28 protein-coding genes and 1 pseudogene are annotated in these 26919 nt (G+C 75.2%); 14 read left to right on the forward strand and 15 right to left on the reverse strand.

All coding sequences use genetic code 11. The features are described from left to right. Window positions 1-528: 528 nt before the first annotated feature. Window positions 529-1491 (reverse strand): type I pantothenate kinase, encoded by a 963-nt coding sequence (gene coaA, locus ACI79G_RS03715; protein ID WP_456879800.1) that lies wholly within the window; start codon window positions 1489-1491, stop codon window positions 529-531. A 123-nt stretch (window positions 1492-1614) separates the two neighbouring features. On the opposite strand from coaA, the gene ACI79G_RS03720 reads away from it, so the two are divergent. After that, entirely contained in the window at window positions 1615-2421 is an 807-nt protein-coding gene (locus ACI79G_RS03720; protein WP_456879801.1) for a GNAT family N-acetyltransferase, read from the forward strand. A 7-nt stretch (window positions 2422-2428) separates the two neighbouring features. On the opposite strand, the gene ACI79G_RS03725 is transcribed toward ACI79G_RS03720, so the two are convergent. Both ACI79G_RS03725 and ACI79G_RS03730 read right to left on the reverse strand, forming a co-directional pair. After that, window positions 2429-3352, reverse strand: coding sequence for a serine hydrolase (locus tag ACI79G_RS03725; protein WP_456879802.1), 924 nt, complete (start codon window positions 3350-3352; stop codon window positions 2429-2431). A gap of 174 nt (window positions 3353-3526) precedes the next feature. Next, entirely contained in the window at window positions 3527-4072 is a 546-nt protein-coding gene (locus ACI79G_RS03730; protein WP_456879803.1) for a YbhB/YbcL family Raf kinase inhibitor-like protein, read from the reverse strand. A gap of 184 nt (window positions 4073-4256) precedes the next feature. On the opposite strand from ACI79G_RS03730, the gene ACI79G_RS03735 reads away from it, so the two are divergent. Then, window positions 4257-4991: an HAD family hydrolase gene (locus ACI79G_RS03735; RefSeq protein ID WP_456879804.1), complete on the forward strand. Its 735-nt coding sequence runs from the start codon at window positions 4257-4259 to the stop codon at window positions 4989-4991. After that, the gene (locus ACI79G_RS03740; protein ID WP_456879805.1) at window positions 4988-7351 is read left to right on the forward strand and encodes a glycoside hydrolase family 65 protein; all 2364 of its coding nucleotides are present in this window, start codon (window positions 4988-4990) and stop codon (window positions 7349-7351) included. Before ACI79G_RS03735 ends, ACI79G_RS03740 begins: the two co-directional genes overlap by 4 nt. Here ACI79G_RS03740 and ACI79G_RS03745 read toward each other — a convergent pair whose 3' ends face one another. Beyond that, the gene (locus ACI79G_RS03745; protein ID WP_456879806.1) at window positions 7352-8071 is read right to left on the reverse strand and encodes a M50 family metallopeptidase; all 720 of its coding nucleotides are present in this window, start codon (window positions 8069-8071) and stop codon (window positions 7352-7354) included. It abuts the gene before it with no gap. 215 nt (window positions 8072-8286) lie between these two features. Between ACI79G_RS03745 and ACI79G_RS03750 the strand changes: the two are divergent. Together ACI79G_RS03750 and ACI79G_RS03755 are read left to right on the forward strand one after the other, a co-directional pair. Further along, window positions 8287-8679 (forward strand): annotated as a pseudogene (locus ACI79G_RS03750) (LysE family translocator); the annotation flags it as partial. A gap of 37 nt (window positions 8680-8716) precedes the next feature. After that, a complete protein-coding gene (locus tag ACI79G_RS03755) occupies window positions 8717-8950 on the forward strand; it encodes a hypothetical protein (RefSeq protein ID WP_456879807.1) in 234 nt (77 codons plus the stop codon). Window positions 8951-8956: 6 nt separating this feature from the next. Here the strand turns inward: ACI79G_RS03755 and ACI79G_RS03760 are convergent, their stop codons facing one another. Further along, window positions 8957-9319, reverse strand: a complete 363-nt coding sequence (locus tag ACI79G_RS03760; protein WP_456879808.1) for a VOC family protein — start codon at window positions 9317-9319, stop codon at window positions 8957-8959. A gap of 155 nt (window positions 9320-9474) precedes the next feature. On the opposite strand from ACI79G_RS03760, the gene ACI79G_RS03765 reads away from it, so the two are divergent. The 3 genes from ACI79G_RS03765 (at window position 9475) to ACI79G_RS03775 (ending at window position 10870) form a co-directional block, all read left to right on the forward strand. Next, window positions 9475-9720: a type II toxin-antitoxin system Phd/YefM family antitoxin gene (locus ACI79G_RS03765; RefSeq protein WP_456879809.1), complete on the forward strand. Its 246-nt coding sequence runs from the start codon at window positions 9475-9477 to the stop codon at window positions 9718-9720. Continuing rightward, the gene (locus ACI79G_RS03770) at window positions 9717-10091 is read left to right on the forward strand and encodes a type II toxin-antitoxin system VapC family toxin (RefSeq protein WP_456879810.1); all 375 of its coding nucleotides are present in this window, start codon (window positions 9717-9719) and stop codon (window positions 10089-10091) included. The genes ACI79G_RS03765 and ACI79G_RS03770 overlap by 4 nt, the downstream gene beginning before the upstream one ends. 533 nt (window positions 10092-10624) lie before the next feature. Further along, window positions 10625-10870 carry a hypothetical protein gene (locus ACI79G_RS03775; RefSeq protein WP_456879811.1) on the forward strand — a complete coding sequence of 82 codons (246 nt, stop codon included), beginning with the start codon at window positions 10625-10627 and terminating at the stop codon, window positions 10868-10870. An 18-nt stretch (window positions 10871-10888) separates the two neighbouring features. Here ACI79G_RS03775 and ACI79G_RS03780 read toward each other — a convergent pair whose 3' ends face one another. Continuing rightward, entirely contained in the window at window positions 10889-11311 is a 423-nt protein-coding gene (locus ACI79G_RS03780; protein WP_456879812.1) for a hypothetical protein, read from the reverse strand. A 131-nt stretch (window positions 11312-11442) separates the two neighbouring features. Here ACI79G_RS03780 and ACI79G_RS03785 point away from each other — a divergent pair, with 131 nt between their 5' ends. The 4 genes from ACI79G_RS03785 (at window position 11443) to ACI79G_RS03800 (ending at window position 15079) form a co-directional block, all read left to right on the forward strand. Beyond that, window positions 11443-12219, forward strand: coding sequence for a glycerophosphodiester phosphodiesterase (locus tag ACI79G_RS03785; RefSeq protein WP_456879813.1), 777 nt, complete (start codon window positions 11443-11445; stop codon window positions 12217-12219). Window positions 12220-12372: 153 nt separating this feature from the next. Next, complete coding sequence (locus ACI79G_RS03790; protein WP_456879814.1) at window positions 12373-13725, forward strand: MFS transporter; 1353 nt, start codon at window positions 12373-12375, stop codon at window positions 13723-13725. Window positions 13726-13798: 73 nt separating this feature from the next. Further along, window positions 13799-14530, forward strand: a complete 732-nt coding sequence (locus ACI79G_RS03795) for a thymidine kinase (protein WP_091214303.1) — start codon at window positions 13799-13801, stop codon at window positions 14528-14530. A 204-nt stretch (window positions 14531-14734) separates the two neighbouring features. Then, a complete protein-coding gene (locus ACI79G_RS03800) occupies window positions 14735-15079 on the forward strand; it encodes an RNA polymerase-binding protein RbpA (protein WP_089304327.1) in 345 nt (114 codons plus the stop codon). A 194-nt stretch (window positions 15080-15273) separates the two neighbouring features. Here the strand turns inward: ACI79G_RS03800 and ACI79G_RS03805 are convergent, their stop codons facing one another. The 4 genes from ACI79G_RS03805 to ACI79G_RS03820 form a co-directional block, all read right to left on the reverse strand. Further along, complete coding sequence (locus tag ACI79G_RS03805) at window positions 15274-15795, reverse strand: FxsA family protein (RefSeq protein ID WP_456879815.1); 522 nt, start codon at window positions 15793-15795, stop codon at window positions 15274-15276. 42 nt (window positions 15796-15837) lie between these two features. Next, window positions 15838-16626, reverse strand: a complete 789-nt coding sequence (locus ACI79G_RS03810; protein ID WP_456879816.1) for a polyprenol monophosphomannose synthase — start codon at window positions 16624-16626, stop codon at window positions 15838-15840. Then, window positions 16623-18242, reverse strand: a complete 1620-nt coding sequence (gene lnt, locus ACI79G_RS03815) for an apolipoprotein N-acyltransferase (RefSeq protein ID WP_456879817.1) — start codon at window positions 18240-18242, stop codon at window positions 16623-16625. Before lnt ends, ACI79G_RS03810 begins: the two co-directional genes overlap by 4 nt. A gap of 181 nt (window positions 18243-18423) precedes the next feature. Then, window positions 18424-20019, reverse strand: coding sequence for an amidohydrolase (locus tag ACI79G_RS03820; RefSeq protein ID WP_456879818.1), 1596 nt, complete (start codon window positions 20017-20019; stop codon window positions 18424-18426). 128 nt (window positions 20020-20147) lie between these two features. Between ACI79G_RS03820 and ACI79G_RS03825 the strand changes: the two genes are divergently transcribed. Beyond that, entirely contained in the window at window positions 20148-20675 is a 528-nt protein-coding gene (locus ACI79G_RS03825) for a GNAT family N-acetyltransferase (protein WP_456879819.1), read from the forward strand. 32 nt (window positions 20676-20707) lie between these two features. Here the strand turns inward: ACI79G_RS03825 and ACI79G_RS03830 are convergent, their stop codons facing one another. Together ACI79G_RS03830 and ACI79G_RS03835 are read right to left on the reverse strand one after the other, a co-directional pair. Further along, a complete protein-coding gene (locus ACI79G_RS03830) occupies window positions 20708-21565 on the reverse strand; it encodes a lysophospholipid acyltransferase family protein (RefSeq protein WP_456879820.1) in 858 nt (285 codons plus the stop codon). Between the two features lie 35 nt (window positions 21566-21600). Beyond that, window positions 21601-22965 (reverse strand): glutamate--cysteine ligase, encoded by a 1365-nt coding sequence (locus ACI79G_RS03835; protein ID WP_456879821.1) that lies wholly within the window; start codon window positions 22963-22965, stop codon window positions 21601-21603. Here ACI79G_RS03835 and ACI79G_RS03840 point away from each other — a divergent pair. Continuing rightward, window positions 22900-23757, forward strand: coding sequence for a hypothetical protein (locus ACI79G_RS03840; RefSeq protein ID WP_456879822.1), 858 nt, complete (start codon window positions 22900-22902; stop codon window positions 23755-23757). The genes ACI79G_RS03835 and ACI79G_RS03840 overlap by 66 nt on opposite strands. A gap of 364 nt (window positions 23758-24121) precedes the next feature. Here the strand turns inward: ACI79G_RS03840 and ACI79G_RS03845 are convergent, their stop codons facing one another. The 3 genes from ACI79G_RS03845 to ACI79G_RS03855 are packed head-to-tail and all read right to left on the reverse strand — an operon-like array spanning window position 24122 to window position 26890. After that, window positions 24122-25240, reverse strand: coding sequence for an Rv2578c family radical SAM protein (locus tag ACI79G_RS03845; protein ID WP_456879823.1), 1119 nt, complete (start codon window positions 25238-25240; stop codon window positions 24122-24124). A gap of 35 nt (window positions 25241-25275) precedes the next feature. Next, window positions 25276-25758, reverse strand: a complete 483-nt coding sequence (locus ACI79G_RS03850) for an Lrp/AsnC family transcriptional regulator (protein ID WP_456879824.1) — start codon at window positions 25756-25758, stop codon at window positions 25276-25278. Then, entirely contained in the window at window positions 25733-26890 is a 1158-nt protein-coding gene (locus ACI79G_RS03855) for a M24 family metallopeptidase (protein WP_456879825.1), read from the reverse strand. The genes ACI79G_RS03850 and ACI79G_RS03855 overlap by 26 nt, the downstream gene beginning before the upstream one ends. Between the last annotated feature and the right edge of the window lie 29 nt (window positions 26891-26919).

Consider the following 26919-nt stretch of genomic DNA (forward strand, 5'->3'; position numbering starts at 1 on the left):
CCCCCCCCCCCCCCCCCCCCCCCCCCCCCCCCCCCGCCCCCCCCCCCCCCCCCCCCCCCCCCCCCCCCCGCCCCCCCCCCCCCCCCCCCCCCCCCCCCCCCCCCCCCCCCCCCCCCCCCCCCCCCCCCCCGGCCCTCGCCCACTCCCCGTACCACCGTTATCCCCAACTGGCGCGCCGCTGACGGCGGCAGAGGGAGAGCGGCTGCAGGGGAGGGGAGCCGTCGTCCCCCGGGACCGCACCGGCGTCCCCTGGGGGTGGCACGGTGGTCACGGGCGACCAGGGCCGGCGCTCGGAACCCGCCCGAGGCCCTGACGGCGCGGGGCGGCTGACGCCGCAGCAGGAGTGGCGCCCGAGTCGACCACGGAGGTGCCACTGCCGCCACGCGGCGGCGCACCGTGGCGAGCGACGACGAGCCCATGAGCACGGACGAGCGGAGCACGTCCCACCTCGTATGCCCGTTATCCCCAACGTCAGCGGCACTCCACCGAGAACGGACGAGCACAGCAGTGGGAGGGGAGGAGCCGGCGTCAGATCTTGCGCAGCAGGACCCGGCGGACCTCGTGGTCGGCGGCCTTCTGCAGCACCAGCCGGGCGCGCGAGCGGGTCGGCGCGATGTTGTCGCGCAGGTTGGGGCCGTTGACCGCCGCCCAGATGCCCAGGGCGGTCTCGCGGGCCTGCTCGTCGGTCAGGCCGGCGAACCGGTGGAAGTAGGCGCCGGTGTCGGCGAACGCCGTCCGCCGCAGTGCGAGGAAACGCTCGACGTACCAGCGCTGGATGTCGTGCTCCGCGGCGTCGACGTAGACGGAGAAGTCGAAGAAGTCCGAGAGGAAGACCTCGGGCGCCCGGCCGTCGGCCCGGCGGCCCGCCTGCAGCACGTTGAGCCCCTCCAGCACGAGGATGTCGGGCCCGTCGACGACCTGCCGGCCACCGGGGACGACGTCGTAGGCCTGGTGGTCGTACAGCGGGGCGCTGACCTGACCCCGGCCGGACTTGACCTCGGCCAGGAAGCGCAGCAGCGCCCGCCGGTCGTAGCTCTCCGGGAAGCCCTTGCGACCGAGCAGCCCGCGCGCCTCCAGTTCGGCGTTGGGCAGGAGGAACCCGTCGGTGGTCACCAGGTCGACCCGCGGGTTGCCGGGTCCGGCCGCCAGCAGGGTCTGCAGCAGCCGGGAGGTGGTGCTCTTGCCGACGGCGACGCTGCCGGCCACCGCGATGACGTAGGGCACCTTGGCCGTCGAGTCGCCGAGGAACTCGCTGCGGGCCGCCCACAGCCGCCTGCTGGCCTCCACGTGCAGCCGCAACAGCCCGGCCAGCGGCAGGTAGACCGTCGCGACCTCGTCGAGGTCGATCCGGTCGCCGAGGCTGGCCAGCGACTCGAGCCGCGTCGCGTCGAGGGGCAGTGAGCTGCCCGCCGCGAGCGCACGCCACGAGTCGCGGTCGAACACCGCGTAGGGCGACACCTGGGGTCGTGCCGCTGCTGTCACGCCGCCCATCCCACTGCTGTCACGGACTCCATCGTGCCGTCCGGCCTCCCCGGCTCACCCGCCCGGGTGGGGGAGGGCCGTCGGACCGCCGATCGAGCGGACGTCGTCGGGCCGCCCGTCTAGGGTGCCCGTGTGTCCCTGCCCCCGGGCCTGCTCGAGCGCGTCGAGCAGTACTTCGCCGCGGCGCCGCTGCCGGACGCGCGCATCCACCCCGCCGGCGGTCTCGACGTGCCGATCGGCAGCCCGACCTGGCCGTACCCGGCGCGGCCGCGTCCTGGGGAGCCGGTGGGCGTCGAGGACGTCCGGGCCGCCGTGGCGCTCCAGCAGGCCGCCGGCCTACCGGTGGCGGTCGAGTGGATCTGCGAGGACGCGCCCACCGTCGAGGCCGCCGTCCGGGCCGCGGGGCTGACCGTGGGCTCCTCGCCGCTGCTGGTCGCCGCGGACCCGGTGGAGCTGGTGCTGCCCTCCGGGGTGCGGCTCTACCTGGTCGGCGCCGACGACCCCGAGCTGCCGCGCTACGAGCAACTGACCTCGATCGCCTTCGCCCACCCGGGGCCGCGTTCGGAGGCCGGTGGGGCCTCGGTCGGCGTGGCCGTCGGCTCGCCCCGCACCGCGGTGCTCCGCGAGCGGATCGCGACCGGTCGCACGGTCATGATGGTCGCGGTGGAGGACGGCGAGCCGGTCGCGGTCGGCACCCACCACCCGGTCGTCGTGGACGGCGTCGAGGTGACCGAGATCGTCGGCGTCGCCACGCTCCCGCGGCTGCGGGGCCGCGGCCTGGGTGCGGGGCTGGCCTCGGCCCTGACCGCGCACGCGCGGGAGACCGCCGAGCTGGTGTTCCTGGTCGCCGGGGACGACGACGTGGCACGGGTCTACGAGCGGACCGGCTTCGCCCGCCTGGCCACCGTGGGCGTGGCCGACCTCTCCGACGCGGGCTGAGCCGCCCTCAGGAGATCGGCGGGGCCGGGACCGCCGCCGCGGCGGCGTCCAGCTCCGCCCTGGCCCGGTCCCAGCCCACCGACGAGGGCACCTCGCTGAGCAGCACGACGACCCGTCCGCCGACCACGCCCACCGAGTGCAGGTGGCGCTGGCCCCCCAGGCAGCACATCCAACCCTGCTTGACCGCGGCGCCGGGCAGGGTGCCGAAGACGCCGAACTCCTGGTCGAAGCCGTCGGAGGCGATCGGGGTGGCCGTGCGCATCCACCCCATCAGCGCCTCGGCGTCGTCCGGGTGTGCGATCACCGGCAGCCGGGTGAGGAAGCGGGCGAGGTCGTTGGCGGTCGTGGTCGTCTCGCCCCACTGACCCCACCTCCGCGGTGGTGCGGTGTTGGTCAGCCCGTAGCGGACGGCGACGTCGCGAACGGCCTGTGCGCCGTTGAAGCGGACCCAGAGGTCCGAGGCGGCGGGGTCGTCGGAGCGCCGGATCATGACCTCGAGCTCCCCGCGGTCGGCGGGGGTCAGGGTGACCGCGCCGGTGCGCGCGCGGTGCAACACGTCCGCGGCGATGAACAGCTTGACCAGCGAGGCGGTGGGGAAGGGACGGTCGGCGAGCTCGTTGCCCGCCCTTCGGGCCAGCACCTGCGCGGTGACGGCCTCGGCGGCGCGGATGGAGACGTCCGTCTGACGTTCCTCCTGGGGGGCGACGACGACGGCGAAGGTCCCGAGGTCGCCGTGGGCGGCGGTCACCGCGGGGACGATCTCCGCGGGTGCGACGTCGGTCTCCGCGGGTGGGACGGTCTCCGCGGGTGCGACGTCGGTCTCCGCGGGTGGGACGGTCTCCGCGGGTGCGACGTCGTCCTCGGTCGCCGTGGCCCACCGGGGCACGGCGACCCCGCTGAACACCAGGGCGAGCAGCACGACGGCGACCACGGCCCACGGCGTGCTGCAGCGGGCACGCCGTGGCCCGCTCCCATGAGCCGCAGCCGTCGCCATGACCCCATCGTGCCCGGCTCAGGGAGCGGGTATGAGAACTCTCAAGCACTTACCGTGTGTTAGGAGCGCTGCGCATCCGGCCGGTCGCGGTGCGGTACGAGACGGGGCCGTTCAGTCCTGTTCGTAGGTGCCGACGAGCACGGCGCGGGCGAGGGTGTGGCTGAACAGGTTGAAGCCGAGGAACGCGGGAGAGGCGTCCGGCGGCACGTCGAGCCGCTCGACGTCCACGGCGTGCACCGTGACGAAGTAGCGGTGCGGCCCGTGCCCGGCCGGGGGAGCGGCGCCGACGAAACCGGGGAAGCCGGCGTCGTTGCGCAGCTGGACCGCGCCCTCCGGCAGCCCGGAGCCCTGCTGGTCGCCGACGCCGCTGGGCAGCTCGGTGACCGAGACCGGGATGTCGGCCACCACCCAGTGCCAGAAGCCGCTCCCGGTGGGGGCGTCGGGGTCGAAGACGGTGATGGCGAAGCTCTTGGTCTCCTCGGGGAAACCCGACCAGGACAGCTGCGGCGAGCGGTCCTCACCGCCGGCACCCATGACCCCGCTGACCTGGGCCCGGCCCAGCGGCGCGCCGTCGGTGACGTCGGTGCTGGTGACCTCGAAGCTCGGCACCTGCGGCAGGAAGTCGTAGGGACTGGGCGGCGTCGGGCGTTCGGCCATGGACGGGCTCCTCGGCTCTCGGGCGTTCGGCGGGGACGGATGCCCCCGCGCCGACCCTAGAAGGACCCCGTCCTCCCCGCCCTCCGCAGGCTCAGGGCGGGGCCCGGGACGGGACCACCCCGGGCCGGTGAACAGTGCGTTTCCCCGCGCGGCGCGGGCCCGCGGAGGCCGGTAGCGTCGTGGAGTGCTCGGTCTCCCCGGCTCGATCCGCGCCTGCCTGTTCGACCTCGACGGCGTCCTCACCCGGACCGCGACGGTCCACATGGCCGCGTGGAAGCGGACGTTCGACGAGTTCCTGCGGGCCCGCGACCCCGGGGCGCCCGAGTTCACCCAGGAGGACTACAACCGCTACGTGGACGGCAAGCCGCGTCTCGACGGGGTGCGCGACTTCCTCGCCAGCCGCGGCATCACGCTGCCCGAGGGGACGCCCGACGACCCGCCGGACGCCGCGACGGTGCACGGGCTGGGGCTGCGCAAGAACCAGTTGGTGCACGCCGAGCTCGCCGAGCACGGCGTGGAGGTCTACCCCGGCTCGATCCGCTACCTGGAGGCCGCCAAGGAGGCGGGCCTGGCCACCGCGGTCGTCACCGCCTCGCGCAACGGCCGGCAGGTGATCGAGGCCGGTGGCTTCGCCGACCTCATCGACACCCGGGTGGACGGCGAGGTCGCGGCGGCGCAGGGGCTGCGCGGCAAGCCCGCCCCGGACACCTTCCTGGCCGGCGCCCGCGCACTGGGGGTGCCGCCGGCCGAGGCCGTCGTCTTCGAGGACGCGCTGGCCGGCGTGGCCGCCGGACGGGCGGGCTCCTTCGGCTACGTCGTGGGCGTCGACCGGGTCGGTCAGGCCGCCGGGCTGCAGGCCGCCGGTGCGGACGTCGTCGTCCAGGACCTGGCCCAGCTGCTCGAGGGGAGCACACCGTGACCGAGGGCCGGCCGCACTTCCCGATCGAGCCCTGGGCGCTGAGCGAGACGGGGCTGGACCACGCCTCGCTCGCCGTCCACGAGTCGGTGTTCGCACTGTCCAACGGGCACATCGGCATGCGCGGCTCGTTCGAGGAGGGCGAGCCGGTCGTCGTCCCCGGGACCTACCTCAACGGGTTCTTCGAGGAGCGACCGCTGCCCTACGCGGAGGTCGGGTACGGCTTCCCCGAGCAGGGGCAGACGGTCGTCAACGTGACCGACGGCAAGCTGATCCGGCTGCTGGTCGGCGACACCCCGCTGGACCTGGACTACGGCGAGATCATCGAGCACCGGCGCACCCTGGACCTGCGCCGCGGTGTGCTGCGCCGCAGCACCGAGTGGCGCTCCCCGAACGGCCGCGTGGTGACCGTGACCAGTACCCGGCTGGTCTCGCTGCGCCGCCGCTCGATCGCCGCCATCGAGTACACCGTCGAGTGCACCGACGGGCAGGGCGACCTCTACATCGCCCTGCAGTCGGACCTGCTGGCCAACGAGCCGGTCGACAGCGGCTCGGAGTCCGACGACCCGCGCGCGGCCGCCGCGCTGGCCCGCCCGCTGCTCAACGAGATGGCCGTGGCCCGCGGCCAGCGAGCGGTGCTGGTGCACCGCACCAAGCGCAGCCGGCTGCGGATGGCCGCCGGCATGGACCACGTGGTCGAGGTCCCCGACACCTCCACGGTGGACATCGAGGCGGGGGAGGACCTCGCCCGCTTCACCCTCGCCGCCCGGCTGCCCCAGGGCTCGTCGGTGAAGCTGGTCAAGTACCTCTCCTACGGCTGGTCCTCCCGGCGCTCGGCGGCCGCGCTGCGCGACCAGGTCGAGGGCGCGCTGGCCACCGCCAAGCTGGCCGGCTTCGAGCGGCTGCTGCGCGAGCAGCGCGAGGTGCTCGACGAGCACTGGCAGCACGCCGACGTCGAGATCGAGGGGGACGACGAGCTGCAGCAGGCGGTGCGGGTCGGCGTCTTCCACCTGCTCCAGGCCGGCCTGCGCGCCGAGCGCCAGCCCATCCCGGCCAAGGGCCTGACCGGCCCCGGCTACGACGGGCACACCTTCTGGGACACCGAGACCTACGTGCTGCCGGTGCTCACCTACATCGCCCCCGGGGCCGCCCGCGACGCGCTGCGCTGGCGGCACTCGACCCTCGAGCTGGCCCGCGAGCGGGCCCGGGTGCTCGGCCTGAGCGGCGCGGCCTTCCCCTGGCGGACCATCCGCGGCGAGGAGACTTCGGGCTACTGGCCGGCGGGGACGGCGGCCTTCCACATCAACGCCGACATCGCCGACGCCGTCGTCCGCTACCACAACGCCACCGAGGACGAGGAGTTCGACCGCGACCACGGCGCCGAGCTGCTCATCGAGACCGCCCGGCTGTGGGCCTCGCTGGGCCACTTCGACGACGAGCACGGCTTCCGGATCGACGGCGTCACCGGTCCCGACGAGTACACCGCCGTCGTGGACAACAACGTCTACACGAACCTCATGGCGCAGCGGAACCTGCGCGAGGCGATCGCGGCGGTGAAGCGCCAGCCCGACGTGGCCGGCCGCCTGGGCGTCACGGCGGAGGAGACCGACTGCTGGGACCGGGCGGCGGCACTCATGGCGGTGCCCTACGACACCCGGCGCGGGGTGCACATGCAGTCCGACGCCTTCACCCACCACGAGGAGTGGGACTTCGAGGCCACCCCGCCGAACCGCTACCCGCTGCTGCTGCACTACCCGTACTTCGACATCTACCGCAAGCAGGTGGTCAAGCAGGCCGACCTGGTGATGGCACTGCACCTGCGGGGGGACGCCTTCACCCCGGAGGAGAAGGCCGCCGACTTCGCCTACTACGAGGCGCGGACGGTGCGCGACTCCTCCCTGTCAGCCACCCAGCAGGCCGTGGTCGCCGCCGAGACCGGCCACCTGGCGCTGGCCTACGACTACTGGGGCGAGGCCACCCTGACCGACCTGCAGAACCTGCACGGCAACTCCGGGCACGGCCTGCACATCGCCTCGCTGGCCGGCGGCTGGACGGTGGCCGTCGCCGGGTTCGGCGGGATGCGGGACCACGACGGCCGGCTGACGTTCGCCCCGCGGCTGCCCGACCGGATCACCCGGCTCCGCTTCCGGCTCAACTACCAGGGACGGCTGCTGGTGGTCACCGTGACCCCGACCGAGGCCACCTACCGGCTCCTCGACGGCGACCCGCTCGACGTGCACCACCACGGGCGGCGGCTGACCGTCACCGAGGACGAGGTCAACGCCGAGATCCCGCCCCCGCCGGAGGTCGCGCCGGTGTCCCAGCCCTACGGCGTGGCCCCCCGGCGGCGCGGCCGACGCTAGTCAGACCGGCAGCCGGTCGCCCAGCAGCCACCAGCCGCCGAGCAGCAGCGCGCCGACGTCGACGAGCAGGAAGAGCCCGACCCACAGCACCGCGGGCAGGCGGGTGAGGCGGGCCAGCTGGTCGGCGTCGGAGTCCGGCGCACCGCGGCGGCGCCGGGCCCGCTGCAGCTCCAGCACGGTCCTGGGTGCGGCCAGCAGCAGGAACCACGTGCCGGCAGCGGCGAAGGCGGCCTGCCCCGACGGCGGGAGCCACCCGGTGACGGCCAGGACGACGGCGCCGGTGGCCAGCACCGCCCACAGCCCGTACCAGTTGCGGATCTGCACCAGCAGCAGCGCCAGCAGGCCCAGCAGCGCCCACAGCAGCCCGACCGCGTGGCCGGCGGCCAGCAGCGCCGCCGCTCCCAGCCCGAACAGCGACGGGCCGGTGTAACCCGCCGCGCAGGTGAGCACCATGCCCAGCCCGGTCGGCCGGCCCGCCGACACGGTCAGCCCCGAGGTGTCCGAGTGCAGCCGGATGCCGGACAGCCGTCGTCCTGCGGCCAGGGCGACCAGCCCGTGCGCGCCCTCGTGGGCGATGGTCACGACCGTCCGGGCCGGCCGCCACAGGGCAGGGGCGAGGACGACGACGCCGGCCGCCACGAGCGCGCCCACGAGGACCGCCGTCGGTAGCTGGGGCAGGGGAGTGCTCACCCGGACCCAGAACCCCTCGACGACGTCCACGCGGGAAGTCAACAACACGCAGCTGTGAGCACCCTGCGGTTCCAGTCGGTCCGGTCCCTGCCGATGTGGGCGGAGGAGTGACCCAGGCTCCCCCCAAGAGTGTGACCTTGATCCGTTATCCCTAACAGGACGATGCAACAATCTGCAACAGCAAACAACAGAACAACGACGGCGGGCCGGATATCGGATCGATGCGATGAGCCGGGCCGGCGACCATCACCAGCCGTGGATCTCGTCTTGTCGCTGCCGGCCTTCGTGCTGGCCGTGGTGCTCATCTCGGTCTCCCCGGGCCCCGCGATGGCGTTGGTCGTCCGGCGCGCGGCGCTGCGGGGGACAGGGGGACAGGGGGAGCGGTGCCCGTGGTGCTCGGCCTGGAGGCCGGCCTCTACGTGTGGGCGCTGCTCGCAGAGGCGGGCTTCGCCGCGCTGGTGGCCGCCTCGGAGGTGGCCTACCTGGTGCTCCGCGTGGTGGGCGCGGCCGTCCTCCTCGGCCTCGGGATCCGGGCCTGGCGGACGGCCTGGCGGGAGGGACGGTATCCGGACACCACGGGGGAGCCGGAGCCGTCTCCGGGCGGTCGCCGCTGGTGGACGGCGTTCGGCGAGGGCCTCCTGGTGCAAACTGGCCAACCCGAAGGCCGCCGTCCTCGTGCTCGCGTTCTACCCGCAGTTCGTCCCGGTGGACGGGCCGGTGTTCGCGACGACGGCGCTGCTGGGCCTGCTGCAGGGCGGTCTGGAGACCGGTCTCCACCTGGCCCTGGCCGCCGGGGTCGCCCGCGCGGGGTCGTGGTTCCGGCGGCCGCGGCTCCGCCGGCGGCTCGAGACCGTCAGCGGGACCGTGCTCGTGGCTCTCTGGCTGCGGGTCGCCTTCGCCAGCCGCTGAGGCCGGTCATCGCGTGGTGGTCAGGTTGACCGCGTTGCCGTCCGGGTCTCGCACGTGGGCGACGCGCTGGCCCCACGGCATGTCGTTGGCCGGCGCCGGCGCCTGTCCGCCGTGGGCCTCGACCCGGCTGAGGGCGGCGTCGACGTCGGGCACCTCGATGCTGAGCAGCACCCGGCCCGCCGGCGCCGTCTCGACCGATCCGTCGGAGACGATGCCGAGCTCGGAGTCGCCGACGCGCAGGCCGAGGTAGAACGTCGGTCCCTCGTCGGGGGTCCGGCTGGTCTCCGTCGCGCCGGCGACGCCGGTGTAGAAGTGGGCCAGGCGCTCGAGGTCGTGCGTGACGATCATCGGGGTGACGCTGCTGGGCACGGGGTTCCTCTCGGTCGGGACGTCGAAAGGTGGACCCTCCGGCACCGGCGAACTCATCGGTCGCCCTGGCCCGCGAGCACCATCGTCACGTGACGAAAGGAGTGATCGACCGGCGGAGCGATTGACTTAGTCAGACTTGGTCATACCCTGGGCACGTGTCCACGACCGTCAACGTCCACGAGGCGAAGACGCACCTCTCGCGGCTCCTCGAGGCCGTCGAGGCGGGGGAGGACGTCGTCATCGCCCGAGCCGGCAAGCCGATCGCCCGGCTGGTGCCGGTCACCGTGCGGACCGAACCGCGGACGCCGGGAGCCTGGCGGGGTCAGGGGTGGATGGCGAACGACTTCGACGAGACGCCCGAGGAGTTGATCGCCGCCTTCCACGGTGACGTCGACTCGTGACCCTGCTGCTGGACACCCACGTCCTGCTGTGGTGGCTCTTCGGTGACCCGCGGCTGACGCCGACGATGCGGAAGGCGATCGCAGACCCGACGTCGACGGTGGTGGTGTCAGCGGTGACGGCGTGGGAGATGGCGATCAGGGCCGCGGTGGGCAAGCTCGCCGTCCCGGACCTCCTGATCCACCAGTTGGACCAGGAGGGTTTCGAGGCGCTGCCGGTCACCGTCGAGGACGGCCTCGCAGCCGGCGCGCTGCCGAGACACCACAGCGACCCGTTCGACCGCATGCTCATCGCCCAGGCCGCGCGCCGGCGGTTCGTCCTGGTCACGGCGGACCGTCGCTTCGCCGACTACGACGTCCTGACCCTGTCGTGACCAGGTCTGACGGAGGAGGATCCCCGCCGGACTACTTGACATAATGTGCATTATCGGCGTTGGGGTCAGATGGCCGAGAGGGGCTGCGGACACCACCCGGTCCGGCCGGCACCCGGCTCAGCCGTGACGCGTGTCCTGCATCGCCGGTACGTCGCTCCGCCCGGTGCGCCGGCACGACACCGCACGACCCGTCACGTCGCTGGACGATCGCGTCGACGCAGCAGCTCGGCGACCCGTCCGCCCGTCGTCCTGCTGAGGCCCGGTGGCCCGTCCGGTTCGTCCGGCCGGTCCGTCCGCCACCTCGACCCCTCGTTCCGACCCCTCGTTCCGACCCCTCGTTCCGACCCCTGGCCGGCCCACCCGATCGGCGGTGCCGTCCCGTCGGCCGACACCGCGCCAGCGACCCTCGCCGCCCTCCCGGTCACCACTTCCCCGGCCGCTCGTCCACAGGTATTTACGTCACTGTGACGGAATGACGGAAGGGGCGCTTGTTCGACGGGCGCACCGCCCGACGGCTGCCTAGGGTCGGAGACATGCAACTCCGACGCCCGATCGCCGCACTGATGACCGCCTTGGCGCTGTTCGGAGGCGGCGCGACGATGACCGCCTGTCAGGCAGCCGGGCAGGACCAGAACGACGGCAGCACCGACGAGAACGCGCCGCCGAACGTCGGGACCGACGACGAGTCGGACCCGTCGCAGGACAACGTGCCCGACCTGTCCGACCCCGATGACGGCGTCGAGCAGGGCAACAGCAACGACGACGCCGACGACGGCTGATCCGCCGGGCCGGTGCGGTCAGCCGGCGGCGCGCTCGGAGACCCAGAGCTTGTCGAGCCGGCCGGTCGACCGCACCAGGTCCTGCAGGGAACGCTCCAGCTCGGCCTTGGTGTGCCGCTCGCCCAGCAGGGTCTGCACGTCCTCGATCGCGCAGCGCAGCTGGTACAGCCGGTCCTGCAGCCCGTCGAGCTCCGCGCGGGTGACCAGCACGACGTCACCGGACAGGCCGGCCTTCGCCGTCGCGGACCGCTGCTCGTAGGCCCGCTGCCGGCAGGCCTGACCGCAGTACTGGCGCGGGCGCCCGACCGACCCCTGCTGGGGCAGCACCCGGCGGCACCAGCCGCACCGGCGCTCGCTGCCACTCCCCCTCCGCGGGCTGGGCAGCCCGGTCTCGGTCGTTGCCTCCTCGTTGATCGTCCGGATCGTGTCTCGCTCTGCCACGCTGCGCACCGTAGACGCCGCCACCGACACAAACCGTGGAACACGCCCGGTCCGCGCGTGCGGGAAGGCGGTCCGGGCGGGACGGACCGGTCCTCGACCGGCGCGCGGACCAGCGGCGTTAGCGTGTCGGGGTGGGCTCGGTCCGGTACGCGTTCCTCGACGGACCCACCCCCCTCGCGATGGCCCACCGGGGCGGGGCGATCGAGCACCTGGAGAACTCGCTGCCGGCCTTCGAGGCCTGCGTGGCGATGGGCTACCGGTACCTGGAGACTGACGTCCGGGTCACCGCCGACGGCGTGCCGATCGTGTTCCACGACCCGACCCTCGACCGCGTCACCGACCGCACCGGACGCGTCGACCGGCTGAGGTGGGCCGAGCTGGCACCCGCCCGGATCGGGGGGCGTGAGCCGATCCTGCGGCTCGAGGAGCTGCTCTACGCCTGGCCCGACGTGCGGTTCAACCTCGACATCAAGGCACCGGGGGTCGTCGCGCCGCTGGCCCGGACCGTCCGCCGGCTGCGCGCCGAGGACCGCATCTGCCTGGGCTCGTTCTCCGACGCCCGCGTCGCCGCGGCCCGCCGGGTGTTCGGGCCCTCGGTGTGCACCTCGCTCGGCCCGCGCGGGGTGGCGGCGCTGCGGCTGTCCTCCTACTCCCCCCGCGCCGCCGGGCTGGTGCGCATCCCCGCCGGCTGCGCGCAGGTGCCGCTGCAGCTGGGTGGTCGGGCGCTGGTCGACGAGCGCTTCATCGCCGCGGCGCACGCCCGCGGGCTGCAGGTGCACGTCTGGACGGTGGACACCGAGGTCGAGGCCGCGGCCGTCCTCGACCTCGGCGTGGACGGCGTGATGACCGACCGCCCGGCGATGCTCCGGGCCCTGCTGGAGCGCCGCGGCCAGTGGGTGCCGCGGTGAGCGGGGTCCGGGCGGCTGCACCCGACCGGCGCGGTCCGGGCCGAGGGGCGGGACGGTCCGCTGCCGGCGGCCGACCGGGGCGTCGTCCCCGCGACATCCCGGCGTGACCAGCCCGTGCTGGACCACCTCGATCACGGCTGACACCCTGCGGCCGTGACGACCGCCGCCACCACCGGGCCGACCAGCCCCGCCGCCGACCGCGCGCTGCGCCGCGAGCGGTTCGGCTGGTACTCCTACGACTGGGCGATGTCGGTGTTCAACACCAGCATCACCACGGTCTTCCTCGGCCCGTACCTGACGTCGGTCGCCGAGGAGGCGGCCGGGCCCGACGGCCGGCTGGGCTTCCTGGGCCTGTCCATCCCGCCGGGCAGCTGGTTCTCCTACGTGCTGTCGGCGTCGGTGCTCCTGCAGGTCCTGGTGCTGCCGCTGACCGGCGCCGTGGCCGACCGGACCGGCCGCAGGCGGGAGCTCCTGGCCGGCTTCGCCGCGCTGGGCGCGCTGACCACCACGGCCCTCTACTTCGTCGCCGACGGCCGCTACCTGCTCGGCGCCGTCCTGTTCATCGTGGCCAACATCAGCTTCGGCGCGGCCACCGTCGTCTACTACTCGTGGCTGCCGGACCTGGCCGCGCCGGACGAGCGGGACGCCGTCTCCAGCCGCGGGTGGGCGTTCGGCTACGTCGGTGGTGCGCTGCTGCTCGCCGTCCACCTGGGGCTGGTGCTCGGGGCGCCGTCCCTGGGGCTGACCACCGGCGAGGCGGTGCGGATCTGCCTGGCCACGGCCGGCCTGTGGTGGGGCGCGTTCACCGTCTTCACGGTGTCCCGGCTGCGCAACCGGCCGGTGCGCGAGACGGCCGGCCGGCCGCGCAGCGGCTTCCGCCAGCTGGCGACGACGGTGCGCGAGATGCGGGCCTTCCCGCTGACGCTGTGGTTCCTGGGCGCGTACCTGCTGTTCAACGACGGCGTCCAGACCGTCATCTCGCTGTCGGCCACCTACGCGACCGAGGAGCTCGGCCTGGAGCAGTCGGTGCTCACCGGCGCGATCCTCATGGTCCAGGTGGTGGCCATCGCCGGCGCGCTGGGGCTGGGCCGGCTGGCGGCTCGGTACGGGGCCAAGCGGACCGTCCTGGGCGCTCTGGTGGCGTGGATCGGCGTGCTGGTCGTCGCCTACTTCCTCCAGGCCGGCGCGGTCGGGCAGTTCTACGCCCTGGCCGCGGTCATCGGGCTGGTGCAGGGCGGCACGCAGGCGCTGTCCCGGTCGCTGTTCAGCCAGCTCATCCCGGCGGGCAAGGAGGCCGAGTACTACGGCTTCTACGAGATCAGCGACCGCGGCACCAGCTGGCTGGGGCCGCTGGCGTTCGGGCTGACCTACCAGCTGACCGGGTCCTACCGGCTGGCCATCGTCAGCCTCGTCGTCTTCTTCGTGGCCGGCTTCGTCGCCCTGGCCACGCTGCCCATCCGCCGCGCGGTCGTCGCGGCGGGCAACACCCCACCGGAGCGTTTGTGACCGAGCCGGCGAGGTCACGGACGAGCAGAGCACCCCGTGGCGCAGGACCGACGAGCGCCGGCGAGGAGATCCTGTGACACCCCTGACCGACACGGACGGCGCACCGCTGCTGTCCGCCGTCCCCGCCGCCGGCGACCGCCGCCGCCACCCGGCGCCCGCGCACCTGCGCTTCTTCCACGGGCCGATGGACTGCGGCAAGTCCACGTTGGCCCTGCAGGTCGACCACAACCAGAGCCGGCAGGGACGGCGGGGCCTGCTGCTGACCCAGGGTGACCGCTCCGCGCAGCCGCAGATCAGCTCCCGGGTGGGGCTGTGCCGCGAGGCGCTGGAGGTGGCGGCGGGCACCGACCTGCGGCTGTTGGTGCGCGCCTCCTGGGCGGCGGGCGACCGGGTGGACTACCTGATCGTCGACGAGGCGCAGTTCCTCACCGCCGCGCAGGTCGACCAGCTCGCCGAGCTCGTCGACGAGTCCCACGTCGACGTCTACGCCTTCGGGCTCACCACCGACTTCCGGGCGCGGCTGTTCCCGGGCACCCAGCGCCTGCTCGAGGTCGCCGACGACGTCCAGCGCATCCAGGTCGAGGTGCTGTGCTGGTGCGGGCTGCCCGGGCTGCTCAACGCCCGGGTGGTGGACGGCGAGATGGTCCGCGAGGGCGAGACCGTCGTCGTCGCCGACACCGCGCCCACCCCGGCGCCGGACGAGCGGGACGCCGACGTGCACTACCAGGTGCTCTGCCGGCGCCACCACGTGCTGGGCCAGCTGGGCCCGACGGCGGCCGGCCCCGGGCAGCTGGCGCTGCGCTGAGGGGCCCGGCGACCGGCCGGGACTCCCCCGGAAGGGGGTGGTCCAGCGCCCCACTACCACCCCATGCGATGATTCGGGACCGATTCCGCGGAATCTCTCCGCGAACTCTGTCGTTGGTCCACGTGATCCCGCCGTGCAGTGGGTAGACCCCTGCTGCGACGGTGAGTCTGGACCGACACCACCAGCACGAGAGGACGGTGTGCCATGGGCGAGCGTTCCCTGCGGGGCAGCCGACTGGGCAGCGTGAGCTACGAGACCGAACGGAACACCGCGCCGATCGAGCGGCAGTACGCGGAGTACCGGTGCCCGTCGGGTCACCTGTTCACCGTGCCCTTCGCGGACGACGCCGAGCTCCCCGACACCTGGGAGTGCAAGTTCGACGGCTCGGCCGCCAAGCTGGTCGGCGGCACCGAGCCCGCGCCCAAGAAGGTCAAGCCGCCGCGGACGCACTGGGACATGCTCCTGGAGCGCCGTTCGGTGGAGGACCTCGAGGAGGTCCTGGCCGAGCGCCTCGAGGTGCTCCGCGGCCGGCGGACCCGCGCCAGCTGACACCGTCGCACGACGGCAGGCAACGGCCCCGGTGGGATCCCCCACCGGGGCCGTTCCGCGTCTCGGGCCCGGAGCGCGGGTCCCGCCGGTGCGGCTCTCCCCAGCAGTCGATCACGGGCTCGTCGCCGGCGACACGCGCAGGCGCGCCGTGCGGCCGGGCGCCGCCCCCGTGACCGACGACCGGACCGGGCCGGTCACGGGCGGTCGTCGCGCACCGGCTCGTCCCGCACGACCTCGCCCTCGATGACCAGCGGCCGCCCGAACCCGGACGCGTGCGCCCCCGGACCGAACGGACCGCCGAGAGGCCCCTCCGCGCGGGCGCTGCGCACCCGCACCGGCCCGCGCAGCGTGACCGGCAGCCGGGAGGCCACCGTGCGGCCCAGCAGCCCGCGGACGAGGAAACGCGTCGGCGGCAGCAGGCACAGCAACCCCACGACGTCGCCCAGGAAACCGGGCAGCACCATGAGCAGCCCGCCGACGGCGATCAGCCCGGCGTCCCCCAGGGCCCGTCCCGGCGCCCGCCGCTCTCGGGCTCGTTCCCGCAGCTCGGCCAGCGCCCGGGTGCCCTGGCGGGCCAGCAGCACCCAGCCCAGGGCGGTGGTGGCCAGGGTGGCCAGCACCGTCCACCCCACGCCGATCCACGAGGCGATCAGGACGAGGACGACGACCTCGGCCAGCGCCCACAGCCCCGCCAGCACGCGCACGCGGTGTCCCACGACTCTCCCTCTGCCCGCACGCACCGGCGGTCCCGGGTCCGCCTACCGGACCCCGGTCGACCGCCCGCCGTCGCGGGCTCGTCGCGGCACGGGACGGCGGACCCGGCCCGGCAGCCGGTCGGCCAGCCGGTCCTGCAGGCCCCACCAGGTGACCCGTACCAACGCCTCCTGAACGATCGAGCGGCTCATCTTGCTCCGCCCGGAGGTGCGCTCGGTGAAGGTGATCGGCACCTCGACCACCCGGGCGCCGGCGCGGACCGCCCGCCACGCCCAGTCGACCTGGAAGCAGTAGCCCTGGCTGGCGACGTCGTCGAAGGGCAGCCGGTCGACCAGCTCGCCGCGCACCGCCCGGAAACCGCCGGTCGCGTCGGCCAGGGGCAGCCGCAGCGACCAGCGGGTCCACAGGTTGCCCGCGCGGGAGAGCAGCAGCCGGTGCAGCGGCCAGTCCTCCACCCGCCCGCCGGGCACGTACCGCGAGCCCAGCACCAGGTCGGCGTCCTCGAGCGCGGCCAGCAGGTCGGGCAGCTGCTCGGGGTGGTGCGAGCCGTCGGCGTCCATCTCGACCAGGACGTCGTAGCCGCGCGCGCGGCCCCAGCGGAAGCCGGCGACGTAGGCCGGGCCCAGGCCGGACTTGGTGGTCCGCCGCAGCACGTGCACCCGCGGGTCGAGCGCGGCCAGCTTCTCGGCCAGTTCACCGGTGCCGTCGGGCGAGCCGTCGTCCACCACGAGGGCGTGCACCTCCGGGAGGGCCGCGTGCAGCCGCTCCAGGATCGGCTCGATGTTCCCCACCTCGTCGTAGGTGGGGACGACGACCAGCACGCGCGCGCTCACGCCGTCCCTCCCCGCAGCCGGCGGCACAGCGCGGGCGCGGCGACGGCGAGCAGCGCCGAGGCGCCCAGCGCGCTCAGCAGCCACTCCGGGCCGGCCCCCAGCCGCTCGGCGAGGGTGGTGGAGTCGCGCTGCGCGATCTCCTCGACGAACACCGCCGGCTCGAACAGCCCCGAGGCGGCGGCCAGGGAGCCGTCGGGGGCGATGACCGTCGAGATGCCGCTGGTGGAGGCCAGGGCGACCGAGCGGCCGAACTCGACCGCCCGGACCCGGGCGGCCGCGACCTGCTGCTCGCTCTCGGCGCTGTAGCCGAAGGTGGCGTTGTTGGTCTGGACGACGATCATCCCGGCGCCGGCGGAGACGGCGTCGTGCACCAGGCCGTCGTAGACCACCTCGAAGCAGATGACGTCGGCGATCCGGGCGCCGCCCACCTCCAGCAGGCCGACCTCGTCGCCGGCGGCGAAGTCGCGGCGCACCAGGTCGACCTTGTCGCTGAACAGCCGGAAGAAGTCGCGGAAGGGGATGTACTCGGCGAACGGGACCGGGTGGCGCTTGACGTAGGTGTCGCCCGGCCCGGTCCCCGGGGCCCAGACGATCGCGGTGTTGCTGATGAACTCACCCGGGCCGCCGACGACGGCGCCCACCAGGACCGGCGCGCCGATGGCGTCCGCGGCGCGGCTGATCTCGCGGGCGGCGTCGGCGTTGCGGTACGGGTCGATGTCGGAGCTGTTCTCCGGCCAGACGACGAGGTCGGGCTGCGGCCGCTCGCCGGCCGCGACCGCCTCGGCCAGGGCGATCGTCTGGCCCACGTGGTTGTCCAGCACCGCCCGGCGTCGCTCGTTGAACTCCAGGCCCGGCTTCGGGACGTCGCCCTGCACGACCGCGACCGTCCGGGTCGGCCCGCCGGCGGTGAGCGAGGAGCCGGGCAGCGGCAGCCAGGCCAGCCCGCCCAGCGCCGGGACGGCCAGCGCGCCCAGGGCGGCGAGCGCCGCGGCACGCCGTCCCCCGGAGCGCAGCCGCAGGACGGCGGCGGCCAGCAGCGTGCCGGTGAGCGCGATGGCGAACCCGACCAGGGGCACCCCGCCGTAGGCGGCGAGCGCCAGGAACGGACCCTCGGTCTGGCTCAGGCCCAGCCGGCCCCAGGGGAACCCGCCGAACGGGAACCGGCCGCGCAGCGCCTCCTGGCCCACCCAGAGAGCCGCCGCCCACAGCGGCCACAGCGGCAGCCGCGAGGTGACGGCCGTCGCCGCACCGAGCAGGGCGAAGGAGGCGGCCTGGGAGGCGGCCAGGGCGAGCCACGGCAGCGCGCCGACGACGATGCCGCTCCACGACAGCAGCGGCACGAAGAACGTCAGGCCGGCGACCAGGCCCAGCCAGGCGCCGGAGCGGGCGCGCTGCCCGTGGACGGCCAGCGCCAGGGCGGCCGGGCCCAGCGGTGCCAGCAGCGGCAGCGAGGAGCCGGGGAAGGCGAGCAGGAGCAGCCCTCCGGCGAGGGCCGCCAGCAGCGTGCGCCAGGCCACCTGCCCACCCGCCCAGCGCCGCCGGGGGGCTGCCGCGGGGTTCGTACCCGAGGACCCGGCGGGCCGCTCGAGGGTGCCGGTCGGCGTCGCTGACGGCACCCGTGCCTCCCGTGCACCCGTGCGGCCGGGAGTCTCCGGTCGCTGACCTGCCCCGAGCCGGTCGGACGGGGTCGCGGCCTCCAGCATCCCATCCCGCCGGGAATGGGCGGGGAACCCGTTCCGGGGTCCCCCGTCCGTGCCGTCCCGGAGCGGCGCCGACGACCTCGACGGAGACCTGCAGTCACTGTAAGGAACGCGGCGCTGCGGCCCCTGCCCCGGCGGACGGCGGACGGGACCGTGAGCCGTCCGTGCTCTCCGCGTCCGGGTCCCCGATCGGGACGCCGTCCACCAGCAGCAGGCGGCAGGCCGGCCGGCCCCGCCCGGCGAGCACCGCCGACAGCGTCTCCGACGTCGCCCACAGCGCCAGGTCGGCCGGTGCCCCGACGGCCAGCGGCCCCTGCGGGTGCTCCGCGCGGACGGCGTGCCAGCCGCCGTGCGTGGCCGCGTCGAAGGCGTCGGAGGGCCGCAGCCCCGACCCCGGCGTGTGGTGGTCCACCGCCGCGTGCACCCCGCCCCACGGGTCCAGCGGGGTGACCGGGGCGTCGCTGCCCAGGGCGAGCGCGACGCCGGCGTCGGCGAGGTGGGCGAACGGGTTGGTGGCCAGCGCCCGGTCCACCCCGAGCCGCTCGGCGTACATCCCGGCGTCCCCGCCCCAGGCCGCGTCGAACGCCGGCTGCACGCTGGCGACCATCCCCCAGTCGCGCAGCCGCGCCACCGCCGCCGGGGACGCCATCTCGACGTGCTCGAGGCGGTGCCGGCACGCCCGCACCGCGGTCGCGCCCAGCTCGTCGACGACCGCGCCGACCGCGTCGAGCACCTGGTCGACCGCGGCGTCCCCGATGACGTGGAACCCCGCCTGCACACCGGCGCGGGTGCAGGCCCGCACGTGCTCGACCAGGGACGCCGTCTCGAAGCGCAGGTGCCCGGCGGTCTCGGGTCGGTCACTGTAGGGACGGCTGAGCGCGGCGGTGTGCGAGCCCAGGGCGCCGTCGCAGAACAGATCGCCCCCGGCGCCGGTCAGGCCCAGCGCGCGCACCACGTCCAGGCCGCCGCGCTCGGCCAGCTCACCCCAGTAGCCGAGCACCCGCGGACCGGGCTCGGCGGCGGCGATCCCCAGCAGGCCGGCCAGGTCGTCGGCGCCGGAGACCTCCGGTCCGGCCATCTCGTGCAGGCTGCCGATGCCCAGGGCGGCCGCTGCCGCGCGGGTGGCCCGCTGCGCGGTGCCGCGCTGGGCGGCGTCCACCGCCCCGTAGGCCGCCTGCCGGGCGGCGTGGTGGGCATCCAGGCGCAGCTGCCCGTCCGGGGAGAAGCCGGGCAGGTCGGCGACCCCCGGGATCCGGTCCAGCAGCGCGGTCGAGACGGTGGCGGAGTGGACGTCGACCCGCGCCAGGTAGGCCGGCCGGTCGCCGACGACGGCGTCGACGTCGGCGCGGGTGGGCCCGCGCCCCTCCGGCCAGCCGGTCTCGTCCCAGCCGGTGCCGAGCAGGACGCCGCCCGGAGTGGCCGCGGCGTGCGCCCGGAGCGACGCCATGACGTCTTCGAGGCTCAGGCTCGAGTGGAGGTCGAGGCCGGTGAGCGCCAGACCGGTCGCCGTGGCGTGCACGTGCGCGTCGACGAAGGCCGGGGTGAGCAGCGCCCCCTCCCCCGCGACCACCCGGGCGGCGGACGGCGCGGCGGAGGCGGCCCCGAGCCAGGCGATCCGGCCGCCCTCCACCAGCACCGCCCGGCCGGCGCGGTCGCCGACGGTCACCTCGGTGACCAGCACGCTCCCGGTCACGTCCCGTCCTCCCTGTCCCGCGGGCGTCGACCGCGTCCGGGGAAGGACACCACGGGTCCTCCGCCGGACGCGTCCCGGGGCTCGGCGTCCGGTGGCCGCGGGCCGCCCCCGGCGGTAGGCAGGACGGCGTGGCGGCCGAGGGCGGGGACCTGCGCACCGCCCGGTTGCGGTTGCGGCCCTGGACCACCCGCCGGGACGACCTGGCGCGCCTGGTGGACCTCTACGGCCGCGACGAGGTCACCCGCTGGCTGGGCGGCACTCCGTCGGTCCCGCCGGTCGAGCTGGTCGCCCGGTGGCGCGCGGTGGCGCAGGCCGACGACCGCTTCGGCGTCTGGGCGCTCGAGCTGGACTCCGGGACCGTGGCCGGCACGGTGCTGCTCAAGCCCCTCCCCCGCGGCGTGGGCGAGGTGGAGGTCGGCTGGCACCTGCACCCGGACAGCTGGGGCCGCGGCTACGCCACCGAGGCGGCGCGGGCGGTCATCGAGCGGGGCTTCCGGGCGGGGCTGCCGGAGGTGTACGCCGTCGTCCGGCCCGGCAACACCGCGTCGGTGGCTGTGTGCACCCGGCTGGGGATGACCCCGCTGGGCCGGATGCGCCGCTGGTACGACGTCGAGCTGGACGCCTTCCGGCTCATGGCACCGCCGGTCGTCGACTGAGGAGACCCCGTCCCAGGAGCTCGTGGACCGGCTCAGCGGGACCGGCGGCGCAGCAGCCTGCGCACCGTCGCGAGGGGGCTCGCCTTCGGCCGGGAGCCCCTGACGTCGCTGTGGTCGAAGCGGACGGCCTCCTCCGGCGTCGGTGCGGTGCCGCCCAGGTGCGCCGGCTGCCACCAGAGGTCGTCGGGGCCGTCCGGCGGCTGGGGGTAGGTGCGCTGGGCCTCGTCGACCAGCGCCTCCATCGCCGTGCGGATGCGGGCCAGCAGCGCGCGGGGCTCCTCCCCCGGCTCCGGGCGGATCGGCGCACCGAGGACGACGGTGACCGCCACGCCGCGGGTCAGCTGGATCGGGTGGTGCTTGGTGAACAGCCGCTGGCCACCCCACACCGCTGCGGGGATGACCGGGACGCCGGCGTCGATCGCCATCCGCGCGGCGCCGGCCTTGAGCTCCTTGACCCGGAAGCTGCTGCTGATCGTCGCCTCGGGAAAGACGCCGACCACCTCGCCGTCCTTGAGCGCGCGGACGGCGAGGTCGAACGCGGCCGCCCCGGCCTTCCGGTCGACGGGGATGTGGTGCATCGCCCGCATGAACGGCCCGGAGAAGCCGTGGGAGAACACCGAGGCCTTGGCCATGAACCGCACCAGCCGGTGCTGCGGCAGCGCCGCCAGCCCGAGGAAGGTGAAGTCGAGGTAGCTGACGTGGTTGCTGCAGACCACCGCGCCGCCCGACGCCGGCACGTGCTCGGCGCCGCGGACGTCGAAGCGGAAGCGCAACAGCCGGAACACCACCAGCGCCAGCCGGATGACGAAGCGGTACGGACGGTCGCGGGGGTCGGGGTGCGCACCGAAGAGGTCCCGGCGGACGACGTCACCCCAGCTCGCGGTGTACATGGCGGGACGATAACCGCCGTCCCCGGGCACCGCCCTCAGGAGTGCGTGGCCTCGACCGCCGCCCGCACCACCGCGGTGAGGTCACCGGTCTCCGCGAGCACCCGGCGCTGCAGGTCCGCCCCGGTGCCGCGGTCGAGGACCGCGGCGACGCCGCCGGCGACCCGCTGCTCGTCCCCGGCGGCGGCCAGCGCGGGCCGCACGTGCTCCACCAGCGCCGCCACGACCTCCGCGGCCGGCGCGGGGCGGCCGGTGGCGGGGTGCACGAGGTCCTCGGTCAGCCCCGAGCGGCTGGCCCGCCACGCGGCCATGCGCACCACCTCGCTGCGGACGACGGGCGCCGGCACCCCGGCCCGCCACTCGTCCGCGGCGGTGTCGACCAGCCCGCGCACCAGGCCGGCGAGGGTGACGGCGTCCTCGGCCCGCAAGGCGACGTCGGCGACCCGCACCTCGACGGTGGGCCAGCGCTCGGACAGCCGGGCGTCGAAGTACACCATCCCGGTGTCGACGATCGTCTCGGTGGCGAGCAGCTCCTGCACGAGCCGGTGGTAGGCGGCGGCGTCGGCGAACAGCTCGTTGGGGCCCGACGACGGCCAGCGGTTCCACGCCTGGGCGCGGTAGCTGGCGTGCCCGCTGTCCCGGCCCAGCCAGAACGGCGAGTTGGCGGTCAGCGCGGTCAGCACCGGGAGCCACACGCGGATCCGGTTGAGGACGGCGACACCCTCCTCGTCGTCCTCGACGGCGACGTGCACGTGGCACCCGCAGGTCAGCTGCTCGGCCGCGGTGAGCCCGAAGGTGTCGGCCATCTGCGTGTACCGCTCCCCCGGCGTGCTCCGCGGCTCGACGCGCACCGGGGAGCTGGCCAGCGCGGCCACCCGGGCGCCGACACCACGGGCCGCGGCGTCCGCCCGCTCCCGCCAGTGCCGCAGGTCGGCGGCGACGTCCTCCAGAACCGTGCAGACGCGCGTGCCGAACTCCAGCTGCTGCGCCTTGAGCTCGGGACCAGCCGGGCGGCCGGGTCGTCGACCTCGTGCGTGTCGCCGTCCTGCCGCTCGGCTCGGTCGTGCTCCTCGACCGTCTCGCCCTCGCCGCGGCGGGCCGCCACCTCCAGCGCGGCCGGCCCGAGCGGCACCGGCCGCCCCGAGGGGTCGACCACCAGCAGCTCCTCCTCGACACCCACCGTCCGCACGTCGACCAGCATTCCCACGAGGCTGCGGTGCCGCGCGGCGAACGGGATGGGGAACCGGAAGTCCTTGTCGGTTGCCCGGCGCCGGAGGCGCCGCGCTCGTTCCCTTGACGTTTCTCTGATTTGTTCGGGATAACGGTACAGTGAGGGCATGAGCGACCGGTGGGAACCGCCTCTCCCGGCGATGCCGGCTCCGCCCCCCGAGCGGGCCTGGCACCGGCTGCCCGTGCCGCCCGGCTACGAGGCCCAGTGGCGCCGGCTCGTCGACGCCGCGCTCGAGCTCGGCATGGGGCCCGACGCCCTCGTCGAGGAGGGCATGGACCCCATCGCCGCGGCGCGCGACTGGAAGCCGGCCACCGTCGCCCTCTACAGCAAGGTCGCCCGGTACGGCGGGATCGCGCTGCCGATGGTGCGGACGCCGGAGCCCGACCCGCAGACCCTGGAGCTGCGGCCACTGTCCCAGATCAGGTCCGAGGACCCCGAGCACCTGCGCACCGTGGCGTGGTGCGCGCTGGCCCTGGGCTGGCCCGGGACCGTGGGGCAGTTCCGGTCGCTGCGCCGCGACCAGGTGCACCCGACGGCGCGGCGGGTCGTCGTCCGCACCGAGGACGGCGAGTGGTCGGTGCCGGGCGCGCTCACCGCGTGGCACGCCTGGGAGTCCTGCCGCGCCCGGTTCCCCGCGCTCGCCGACAGCCCCTGGGTGCTGCCGGCGCTGCGCCGCGGCCCGGGCCTCGCCTCGGCCGTGGGGGCGCGCCTGTCCACCCAGGCGCTGCAGGTCACCTTCGCCAAGCACGCCGTGCGGACGGCGCAGCACCTGCGGATGACCGCACCACCGTCGCGGCGCGAGTGGGCCGAGGCGCTGGCGGTGCAGTACCTGACCCTCTCCTACGACTCCTACCGCCGGCTCGCGCTCGCGGGCGGCGCCGAGCCGGTCGCCCCGCGCGGCGCCGTGCGTGCCAAGCGCAGTGCGGCCCGGGCGGCGCGCGAGGCCGAGGGCCGCCGCTCCTGATCGGTGTGCGGGCTGCTCTTCGCGTCGTCGCTGGTCCTTCCTGTTTTCGTGTGACAGGGGTTTGTTGGGGATAACGGTGTGGCGAAGGCGCGAGCGCACGCCGCCGAGCGAGTCCTCCCCGGTCGGGCCGGCAGGGAGGGCTCGTCGGCCGGTGTCGTGACGGGGCGCGCGTGGACCGTGCAGGCCCGGATGACGTGCCTGCTGGCCACCGCCGGGTGCCCTGCTGCCGCTCACCCGGCAGGGCGCCCCGTCCTCCCCCGGTCGGCGCTCGTCCCTTCCCCTCGTCGGCAGTCCGGTAGTTGGGGATAACGGTAGCCCGACCGCTCCGTGTCCCTTGGCGACCTCGCCGCTCAGGAGCGCCGGCTCAGAGGAGCGCGAGCTGCTCGCCCGCCGGCGCTGCAGCGGGACGGACCTGCGTCGGCCGGATCGCCGGCAGGCTGCCTGCCGGGAAGTCGCGGTCCCCGTCCCCGGGGATGCCGCCCGGCGCGCTGTCGCCGTCCACCCTGCGGGCCGCTCCCCCGGCCTGCCGGTCCAGTCCGTACCGGGCCAGCAGCGGGCCCACCCGGCCGGCCAGCCAGCCGCGGTACTCCGGTGCGACGACCGCGCCCCGGCGGTAGAGCTGCTGGTAGCGCGGAACCAGGGCCGGGTGCTCGCGGGCCAGCCAGGCGGAGAACCACTCCCGGGCGCCGGGGCGCAGGTGCAGCGGGACGACGGTGACGCCGGCGGCCCCGGCGTCCGCGACGGCCCGCAGCGCGGCGTCGAGGTCGGCCAGCCGGTCGGTGAGGCCGGGCAGCACCGGGGCGAGGAAGACCCCGCAGGTCAGCCCGGTGTCGGTGATCGCCCGCACCAGCTCCAGCCGCGCCCGCGGGCTGGGTGCTCCGCGTTCGAGCGAGGCGTGCAGCTCGTCGTCCCAGACCGCCAGGGACACCCCGAGCCCGACGGGGACGTCGCGGGCAGCGGCCGCCAGGAGCGACAGGTCCCGCCGCAGCAGGGTGCCTTTCGTCAGGATCGAGAACGGCGTGCCCGAGCCGGCCAGCGCCGAGATGACGCCGGGCATCAGCCGGTAGCGCCCCTCGGCCCGCTGGTAGGGGTCGGTGTTGGTGCCCAGGGCGACGTGCGCCCGCTGCCACGAGGGCCGGGCCAGCTCACGGCGCAGGACGTCGACCAGGTTGGTCTTCACGACCACCTGGGTGTCGAAGTCCCGGCCGGTGTCCAGCTCCAGCCACTGGTGCGTGCTCCGGGCGTAGCAGTACACGCACGCATGCGAGCAGCCCCGGTACGGGTTGATGGTCCAGCGGAACGGCAGGCGCGAGTCGCCGGGGACCTCGTTGAGCGCGCTCCTGCTGCGGACCTCGTGGAAGGTCAGCCCGGGGAACTCCGGCACCTGGACACTGCGCAGGAGGCCGCGCAGCGTCGGCATGCCGGGCAGCGTGGCCGGTTCCTCGGCGTCCAGCCGCTGGTCGTCCCACCGCACGCCGGCCATCCGAACACACGTTCGACGGCCGTGTCCAGCCGGCGCTACAGCGGCGGGCGGTCCTCGTAGGAGGTGGAGAGCACCACCGTCGTGCGCGTGGTGACGTTGGCGGTCTGCCGGATGGTCCGCAGCAGCGCCTCCAGCGCGTCGGGGGACGACGTCCGCACCTTGAGCAGGTAGCTCTCCACCCCCGCCACCGAGTGGCAGGCCTCGATCTCGCGCAGGTGCGCCAGCAGCGCCGGTGCCTCGTCCGGCGTGGCGGCGTCGGACGGGGTGATCGCGACGAACGCGGTCAGGCCCAGGCCGAGGGCTGCCGCGTCGAGCTTGGCGTGGTAGCCGGTGATCAGCCCGCGCTGCTCGAGCCGGCGCACCCGCTGGTGCACCGCCGACACCGACAGGCCCACCCGCTCGGCGAGCTCGGTGTAGCTGGCGCGCCCGTCGCGGGCCAGGGCGGCCAGCAGCGCCCGGTCGACGTCGCCGGAGGTGAGCGGCCCGCCGCCCTCAGCCGGGGAGGACGACGAGCTCACGCGGACCCTCGTTGAGCGCGGTGACGCCGTCATCGGTGCAGACGACGATGTCCTCGATGCGGGCGCCGCAGCGGCCGGGCAGGTAGATGCCCGGCTCGACGGAGAACGCCATCCCCGGCTCGAGCGGCAGGTCGTTGCCGGCGACGATGTAGGGCGCCTCGTGGGTGTCCAGGCCGATGCCGTGCCCGGTGCGGTGGATGAAGTACTCACCCCATCCGGCGGCGGCGATGACGTCGCGCGCGGCGGCGTCCACGGCCTCGGCGGTCACCCCGGGTCGGACGGCGGCGGTCGAGGCGCGCTGGGCCTCCTGCAGGACGGCGTACCACTCGGCGACCTCGGCACCCGGCGCGCGGCCGACGGCGTAGGTGCGGGTGCAGTCCGACCGGTAGCCGGTGGCCGTCTCGCCGCCGATGTCGACGACGACGACGTCCCCCTCCTCCACCACCCGGTCGGAGAGCTCGTGGTGCGGGCTGGCGCCGTTGGGCCCGGACCCGACGATGGTGAAGTCCACCGACACGTGCCCCTCGGCGAGGATCGCCGCGGCGATGTCGGCTCCCACCTCGGCCTCGGTGCGCCCGGCCCGCAGCCACTCCCCCATCCGGGCGTGCACCCGGTCGATGGCCGCGCCGGCCGCGGCGAGCTCGGCGACCTCGGCCGGCGTCTTCACCATCCGCAGCCGGTCGACGACCGGGCTCGCCAGCTCCAGCGCCGCCCCGGGCAGGGCGCCCGCGACACCGAGCGCGTGCAGCGCCCAGGTGCGGTCGCCCACGGCCACCCGCGACGGCGCGGCACCCAGGCGGGCGGTGGCGGTGCGGGCCAGCAGGGCGAAGGGGTCGTCGGTCTCGTCCCAGGCCAGCACCTCCAGGCCCAGGCCGCCGGCCGGGCTGGCGTCGACCATGGGAGCCTCCAGCCGGGGGACGACGAGGAACGGCTCGCCCCGCCGCGGCACCGCCAGCGCGGTGAGCCGCTCCATCGCGTGGGCCGAGTAGCCGCAGAGGTAGCGCAGGTCCGAGCCCGGGGTGACGACGAGCAGGTCGACCCCGGCCTCCGCGGCGACCTGCCGCGCGGCGTGCACGCGGTCGATGGTCACCAGCGGCGCACCGGTGGTCGCAGCGGTGGTCGGAGAGGGCACGATCGGAGCCTAACCAGGCGGTACGTCGT

Source organism: Geodermatophilus sp. SYSU D00779 (assembly GCF_054050595.1).

Coding starts and splice junctions, on each gene's coding strand:
- coaA (WP_456879800.1), bottom strand. CDS start 1,491: ATGGGCGGCGTGACAGCAGCGGCACGACCCCAGGTGTCGCCCTACGCG.
- ACI79G_RS03730 (WP_456879803.1), bottom strand. CDS start 4,072: ATGGCCGAACGCCCGACGCCGCCCAGTCCCTACGACTTCCTGCCGCAG.
- ACI79G_RS03775 (WP_456879811.1), top strand. CDS start 10,625: ATGCAACTCCGACGCCCGATCGCCGCACTGATGACCGCCTTGGCGCTG.
- ACI79G_RS03800 (WP_089304327.1), top strand. CDS start 14,735: ATGGGCGAGCGTTCCCTGCGGGGCAGCCGACTGGGCAGCGTGAGCTAC.
- ACI79G_RS03830 (WP_456879820.1), bottom strand. CDS start 21,565: ATGTACACCGCGAGCTGGGGTGACGTCGTCCGCCGGGACCTCTTCGGT.
- ACI79G_RS03840 (WP_456879822.1), top strand. CDS start 22,900: ATGAGCGACCGGTGGGAACCGCCTCTCCCGGCGATGCCGGCTCCGCCC.
- ACI79G_RS03845 (WP_456879823.1), bottom strand. CDS start 25,240: ATGGCCGGCGTGCGGTGGGACGACCAGCGGCTGGACGCCGAGGAACCG.